The following is a 7,557-nucleotide window of genomic DNA, read 5'->3' on the forward strand; positions in this document are numbered from 1 at the left end:
GCCGCAACGTCGATGCTGTTCGCGGCGATCGACTTCACCTGCACATCGTTGTCCGTGCTGCTGATGCGCGACGACGCGCCAAGCGTTACATGCGCGTCGTTGTGTCCCGTCGCTACGGCGACGGCGGCATTGACGAGCGGTTCCGTGCCCACGGTAGCCTTCGCGCCGTTCGCATTTGCTTTCACCACGAGAGCATTCGTGGACTGCGCGTTCACATCGACGCGCCCCGGCGCTTCCAGTGTGCCGTCGATGGTGATGTTCGCCTTGCTGTCCGAGCCGCCGTAAGCGACGGCAGCGCCCGCGATATTCGTGACCTTCGGCCCCTGTCCCGCCGGGCGCGTTCCTGCCTGCTCCTTCTCCGGCTTGAGTTTGGGTTTTATCATCTGCGTGTCGACGCTCGAAGTCGACGCCTGTACGATGTTTTGCGTCTTGCTCTCCGCCGTGACGGAAAGCGCGGGATTCGCGGCGTTTGCCGCATCTGCCTTCTTCGCATCCGCATCTGCGCTGCTCAGTGCACGAGCGGTCAGCACCGCCTCCTTACCGACGGAAACGTTCGCTTCCGAACCCATGTAGCTGTAAATGGGATCGACCTTCAGCATGTTGGTGATCGTCGTGATCTTCGTCAAGGTTTTGCCCATGTGACCGAGCGCCTTGATATCGCCCGAAATATTCGACAACGACGTGCTGTCATTGAAGCTGTTGTACGAATTTGTCGAAGTCGCGGCGACCTTGATCTTGTTCGCATCGATCTTGCCGTTGAGCTTGATGTCCGCTTTCGTGTAGACAATCTGCCCGAGGGGATTGTCGATGGAGCCGATGGTGGTCTGTAGATCTTCGGGCATACGATCAAACGACCAGCCCGGATCCCGGCTTGTCGCCCGCGCCTCGATGGTGACATTGCCGCCGCTCTTTTCATCTGCCGTATAGGCATTCTTTTTCGAACGCGCCGAAATGACGCTGCCCGCTTCCGCCGTGACCGTCGCCGTGCGATAGCGCGGTGCAAAGTCCTTGAACGTCTCCTCCACGCCCTTGTCCGATGCCGGAGCCAAGCCGTCCGCCACGGCGCGCAGCACAATGTCGCCGTTTCCCGTAGCGTCCAGAACGAGATTGCCGCTGAGATTTGCCGAGACAGGATTGCCATTGACGTCCGTCGTATTGACGAGATCTTTAAAGTCAATCTGCGGCGCCGTCGTCAGCTGAGCCGTACCGGCGAGATTGATCGTAGCCGCCTCAAGGCGGATGCCGTCCACGGCGTTCAGTCTGCCGGCGACAGAGATCGTTCCCGACGGATTGATCGCCACCTCGCCCGAAGCAAACGGCAGAGCGGTTCCGCCGTACGCACTGTCGTGAAGCGCCGCGTAGCCGCCCTTCGTCGGCGTGATGATGTTGATGCTGCCCGCGTTCACGACGCCCGAGGCGCCAACGGTCATGCCGTCCACGCTGATGAAGTAGAGATTGCCGCCGATCTTGTTGGCGCGGACAGCATTGACTGTACCGTTGATCGAGATGGCTTCGCCGACGAAATTGATCAGATTCTTCGCGCCGCCTGCCGTCGTCGTGCCGAAATAAAGGTTCGCGATATTGCCCTGATCGAGGGAAAAATGCTTGAAGGTGTTGATGGCGTTGTCCCCGCGCACACTGTCTGCCAGCACGTTCGTCACGGCTCCGTTCGTCGTGATCGTCCCCGCCTTGCCGGCGTCCGCTTTCTCTATCGCATTGGCTGCCGCAAGCTGGGTGAACCAAGGGCCCGCCATCACTCCGACAGCGGTCAGGCTCGCCAATATCTTTTGCGTCAATGAGCGTTTCTCTGCGCGTCGCCCTGTTCTTCTCATAAATCCAGTCATTTTTATTTCCTCCCTTGCCGCCGTCAAAATTGTGCGTTCAAAAGCAGATGAAAGCGCACCCGATCTACCTTTTCCAGAGCCGCGCTGTATCCCACGGTGCGGCGAAGCGGAATGCCTGCCGCCATATCCAACGATATAGTATCCTCGATCTGGGCGCGAAGTCCCAGACCCGTACTGAGCAGCATGTGATGTTCGGCAAGCTGACTGCCGCCCCAGAGCGTGCCATAGTCCAAAAAGCCATACAGGCTGACTGCCGGCTTATTCAAGACGGGCGCAGCATACTCCAGCGAGCAGGAAAAGCCGTTCGGCGCACCCAGCAGGTTTTCCTTGTATCCGCGCACGCTGTAGACGCCCCCGAGGAAGAACTGCTTCGACGGGCGCAGATCGTCCGTCTTGCTGATCTGAAGATTCGTCCGCAGCGTGAAAAGCTGCCCATGCGCCGCGCCCCTCTGATAGATGCCGTTAAATGTATAGAACGCGTACCGTCTCGACGGCTTTGCGAGCCGCGTCAAAGAATCATTTTTCCAACGCCCGTAAGTAAGCGCATGGCGATGATAAAATGCCCCGCCACGCCCGTAATGGGTAAAGGCAAGCGCCGCTATTCCATCCGTGAAGGTATCGTCAAGCAAGGAAGAAACCTCCTCTATGTCCGTGACGGAATGCTGGCAGCTGAGCGTGAGCGATGCCTCCACTTTCATCGAAGGAGTCACACGCAGAGGATGCGAAAGCATGACCTGCAGCGCAGAGGCATGTCCGTTTACGGGAATGCCCCAAGCGTGGTATTGACCGCCGATCACCTTCGTCGCGTTCGTGTTATAAGAAAGTTCGATCCGTGTGCCGCGCAGCCCCAGGGGATAGGAGTACCCCGCCATAAAGGAATTCAATCCCTGTGTGTGCAGAAAGCCGAGCGTCAGCCTGTCACGCCAGCCAAAAAGACTGCGGTTCGTATAGTAAACGCCCTCTCGCCAGCGTCCCGTGGCCTCACCACCCGCATTGTCAACGTAAAGTGTGAAGGCATCGTTCGTCGGCTCCTTCGCCGTAAGCACGAAATCCGTCGTGCCGGGCTTCTCTCCCGCTTTCAGCGTCAGATGCAGCATCACGTCATTCGTCGCGTTGAACCAACGAAGCTCCTCATCCATATCCCGATAGCGCGGCACGCTTCCCGCCTTGAGCTTCATGCGGTCTTCGATATAAAGGGAGCGCGTGTGTGCATTGCCCTGAACCTCCACCGTGCCGACGCGCCCCTCGAAAAGACCGATGTGAACGCGCCCCTCATGAATCGTCTGCGGCGGGAGATACGCACGACAGGTGATATAGCCTTGCTCTTCGTAGAGCGCATTGAGCTTTTCCACGATCGCATAGAGATCGGAGAGCGTCACCTCGTGTCCCATATAGGCGGCGACAACCGCATCGCGCACAGCGGGCGTAAGGATCTCTGACGTGTCGAAATCCACGGTGCGCAGCACGAAACGCCCCGTGTCAGCCACTTCCTCGTGTGGCTGCTGCGGGGCTTCTATCTCACTTTTTTCGGCTTTATGCCACTCCTGCATCGCACGCGCCATGCGCAACCGTTCCATCTGCTCCTGTTGGCGGCGCAGCCCAATGCCGCTGTCCGGCACAGTGCCGGGCGGTGCTGCCTGTGCATCCGCTCCCATATATACAGCAAAAAAAATCCCTGCTGCGAATATTGCAAACTTCTCCCTCATCATCGCTATCGCCTCACATCTGTTTCGCTCTTCGAGAATCGGTCTTGTGTCCTGCCTCTGAAAAGAGGATTTATCCATGACTTTTCAACTATTATCTTATCATAAAGAAGCCGAACGCACGCAACCACTTTCCTGCTAGTTGCTACCACTTTCCTACGGCTTGCTGCGTTGTTCATGGAGCGCGGATAAATGCAGCGCTTCATGAACGATAAAAGACGGAGCGCATACGAACTTTTCGTATGCGCTCCGTCTTTTATCGCTGAAATGCCTTTGCAGCGATTTCTTCGTTGGCAATTCCTTACATAAACCCGAAGCCGTTGATATAAGGATTGCATTTCCTCTCATGCCCGATCGTCGTCGCCGGCCCATGCCCGCAGTATACGGCAAGTTCATCGGGCAGCGTCATGAGCTTCTCTTTGACGGACGTCAAGAGAGCTTCCGTGGAAGAGCCGGGAAAATCCGTCCTGCCGACGGATTCGGCAAACAGCGTGTCGCCGCTGAAAACGCGATCCCCCATGAGGTAACAGACGCCGCCGGGAGAATGCCCCGGCGTATGAAGCACGGTGAACTTCATGCCGCCGATCTCCAAGACCTCGCCGCCCTTCAAGAGAACGTCGGCGGGGCGCGTCACGATCGGCATCCCCATAAAAGCGGACAGATTCTTCCGCGCATCGAGGAGCATCGGCGCATCCGCTTCATGAATATAAAGTTTCGCCCCCGTTTTGTCGCGCAGAAAGTCGATGGCGCCGATATGGTCGGCATGAGCGTGCGTGTTGAGGATCGCCTTGAGGTTCAGCCCCTCTTCTTGGAGCTGCTGCCATACGGCTGCTTCACTGCCGCCCGGGTCGATCGCTGCCGCTTCGCTGCTTCCTTCCTCATGCAGAATATAGCAGTTGACGCCGAGCGCACCCACGACAAGAGTTTTCATATTCAGGCTCATATTTCATCATCCTTTGCTGACATCCCCAAGGAACGCGACACGCTGTAGACGTCCTTCATGCGGCGAATCTTCGTCATGATCTGCGCCACCTGCTGTGAATTTCGCACATCGAGCCCCATGTTGACGAGCGAGGTCTTATTCGACTTATTCGCTTTCGCCGTGAGCGAGGTGATGTTGACCTTCATCTCGGCAGGCAGCGCGAAAAGTTCGGCGAGCATTCCTGTCTTATCGTTGCAGACAATTTCAATCTGCACCGTATACACCTTGTCGAGTCCGATGTCCCAATTCACTTCAATGACGCGGGAAAAATCCATATCGTTCAAGAGGTTCGGGCAGTCCGAGCGATGCACGGAAACGCCGCGCCCGCGCGTGATATAGCCCGTGATCGGATCGCCCGGAATCGGGTTGCAGCAGCGCGCCAGCCGCACGAGGAAGCCGCCCTCGCCTTCCACGAGGATACCGTGGCTCGCCTTCTTCTTGCGGTTCTTGAGCGGCTGCTTGAGTTCGCTGAGCATCTGCGAAATATCCGGCGGCGTCGACTTCTGCAGATCCTGCTTGTGCATATCAATGAGCTTAGAGAGAATGCCGTTGACCGTTATGCCGCCGTAGCCGATGGATGCGAGGAGATCGTTCACCTGCGGAATGTTGAGCTTCTTCGCTAAGACTTCAAGCCGCTCGGGTTTCAGCACATCCTTCGGCGCATAGCCAAGATGCTTGGTTTCCTTCTCCATCAAGTCCATGCCACGCGCGATATTCTCTTCCTTGCGCTGCTTTTTGAACCACGCGCGTATCTTCGTGCGCGTTTCCGAGGATGCGACGATATTGAGCCAATCGCGGCTCGGCCCGTTGTTTGATTTGTTCGTGATGATGGAAACGATATCGCCGTTTTTCAGCTTGTATTCGAGCGGCACAATCTTGCTGTTGACCTTGGCTCCCACGCAATGATGCCCGACTTCCGTATGAATGCGGTAAGCGAAATCTATCGGTATGGATCCCTTGGGCAAATCGACGACATCGCCTTTTGGCGTAAAGACAAAGACTTCATCGGAAAAGACGTCGACCTTCAAAGCCTCGAAGTATTCGCGCGGGTCGTCAAGTTCGTGCTGCAGGCTGACCATCTGACGCAGCCACGACATCTTCTGATCGTATTCGTGCGTCGCGCCGACGCTCTTGCCCGCTTCCTTGTACTTCCAATGCGCCGCAACGCCGTACTCCGAGACCTTGTGCATGGCGAAGGTACGGATCTGGATCTCCAGCGGATAGCCGCGGCATATTACGGTCGTATGCAGAGACTGATAGCCGTTCGACTTCGGCATGGCGATGTAGTCTTTGAAGCGTCCGGGCAAGGGCTTCCACATCGCATGGATGATGCCGAGCACGCCATAGCAGTCCTTGACAGAATCGACGAGCACGCGCAGCGCCGAAAGGTCGTAGATCTCGCTGATGTCCTTCTGATCGCGCTTCATTTTCTTATAGATGCTGTAAAAATGCTTGGCGCGCCCTTGAATCTCCGCCGTCATGTGCGCCTCTTCAAGCTTTTCCACGATCTGTTCATGCGCCTCGTCGATGAACGCCTGACGCTCCTGCCGCTTCTGCTTGACGCTCTCGACGAGAGCATAGTATGCCTTGGGATCGAGATAACGCAGGCACAGATCCTCAAGCTCCCATTTGACATTCGATATGCCGAGACGATTCGCGAGCGGCGCATAGATCTCGATGGTCTCTCGCGCGATGCGCTTCTGCTTGTCCTCGCGCATATACTTGAGCGTACGCATATTGTGCAGGCGGTCGGCGAGCTTGATCATGATGACACGGATGTCCTTCGCCATCGCAAGGAACATCTTGCGATAGCTTTCAAGCTGCTGCTCTTCCTTCGACTTGTACTGGATCTTGCCGAGCTTCGTCACACCGTCGATGAGCATGGCGACCTCGTCGCCGAAAAGCTCGCGCATTTCTTCGAGCGTATGCGTCGTGTCTTCCACGACATCATGCAGGATGGCGGCGCTGATCGTGATGTCGTCAATCTGCAGGTCTGTGAGTATCTTCGCGACGGCGAGAGGATGAATGATATAATCTTCGCCGGAGACACGCTTCTGCCCCTTGTGCGCGGCATCTGCAAGCTCGTATGCCCTCCGGATGAGCGCGGCGTCCGCATTCGGCTGGTAGGTTTTCACCGCTTCCAAGATCGCATCTATCCTTATGGGATTCATCTCATTCATTCCATTCCACCCGACTTTCCTCGGCATTCTCCGGCAATCATCCGTGCTCGCCCATTCCAATCTCATATTATACATTATACACCATGATGCAAGGTTTCACAGCGAAATCGAACCTCAAAAATAATTCGACCTTGCAGCGTCTGCCTTTATTATACCATGCGCGGGGCATTCTCGTTCATCGCAGCGCCGTAAGATGTGGGGGGAGCCATAAATTTGCAAAAGATACATCATTCAGATTTTTCGCTTGACAAATCGTCTAACCCCCCCATAATAATACTTAATTTAATAATAATAATATTTTATTCTATTGACATTGGAGGCAGGGCAACGATATGAATAAGCTGCTCATCGGGCTTGTAACCGCAGTTGTAACGCTCGGCGTCGTCCTTGGCACACTGATCGCCACGAAGGGACATCCCACTCGGCAGGAAAAACCAATCAAACAGGAAACAAAGACCGAGAAAAATTACACCGAAGTCGATCTCAATACGCTCATGACCGAGCTAAAGGAAAATGCGCTGAACGCCGCCGAAAAGTACAAGGGCAAGGATGTCAAGATCGTGCACGGCGTCTTGAAAAATATCGACTCGGACGGCGACTACATCAGCTTGAACGGCGACCAGAACAAGCTGAATATCGTGCATAACATGATGGTCATGACCAAAAGCAAAGAAGTAAAGGATCAGGTGCGTCAGCTGAAGGTCGGTCAGTCACTCATCATCTACGGTCACATCGATGATGTGGGCGAGGTCATCGGCTATAAGGTGCACGCGGACAAGATCGAGATTGCTGCAGAGCAGTCCGCAGCGCCACCGACGCCTGCGGCAGAAATGCGCCGTATGGAAAAT

Annotated in this window: 5 protein-coding genes; 1 reads left to right on the forward strand and 4 read right to left on the reverse strand. The window is 55.8% G+C overall.

Annotation, left to right across the window (positions count from 1 at the left end; genetic code table 11):
* The 4 genes from ACTTKG_RS07765 to ACTTKG_RS07780 form a co-directional block, all read right to left on the reverse strand.
* Nucleotides 1-1,796 (reverse strand): leukotoxin LktA family filamentous adhesin (locus ACTTKG_RS07765; RefSeq protein WP_442673651.1); only part of this gene is annotated, 1,796 nt, incomplete at its 3' end.
* Nucleotides 1,797-1,867: 71 nt separating this feature from the next.
* Entirely contained in the window at nt 1,868-3,553 is a 1,686-nt protein-coding gene (locus ACTTKG_RS07770; RefSeq protein ID WP_442673652.1) for a ShlB/FhaC/HecB family hemolysin secretion/activation protein, read from the reverse strand.
* A gap of 295 nt (nt 3,554-3,848) precedes the next feature.
* Entirely contained in the window at nt 3,849-4,490 is a 642-nt protein-coding gene (locus ACTTKG_RS07775) for an MBL fold metallo-hydrolase (RefSeq protein WP_442673653.1), read from the reverse strand.
* Entirely contained in the window at nt 4,487-6,709 is a 2,223-nt protein-coding gene (locus tag ACTTKG_RS07780) for a RelA/SpoT family protein (RefSeq protein ID WP_442673654.1), read from the reverse strand. Before ACTTKG_RS07780 ends, ACTTKG_RS07775 begins: the two co-directional genes overlap by 4 nt.
* Before the next feature lie 332 nt (nt 6,710-7,041).
* Here ACTTKG_RS07780 and ACTTKG_RS07785 point away from each other — a divergent pair.
* Nucleotides 7,042-7,557, forward strand: a 516-nt coding sequence (locus ACTTKG_RS07785; RefSeq protein WP_442673655.1) for an OB-fold protein, incomplete at its 3' end; no start/stop codon positions are given.

The sequence above is a fragment of the Selenomonas sp. genome (genome assembly GCF_052169755.1).
In the GTDB taxonomy this organism is placed as follows: Bacteria; Bacillota; Negativicutes; order Selenomonadales; family Selenomonadaceae; genus Selenomonas.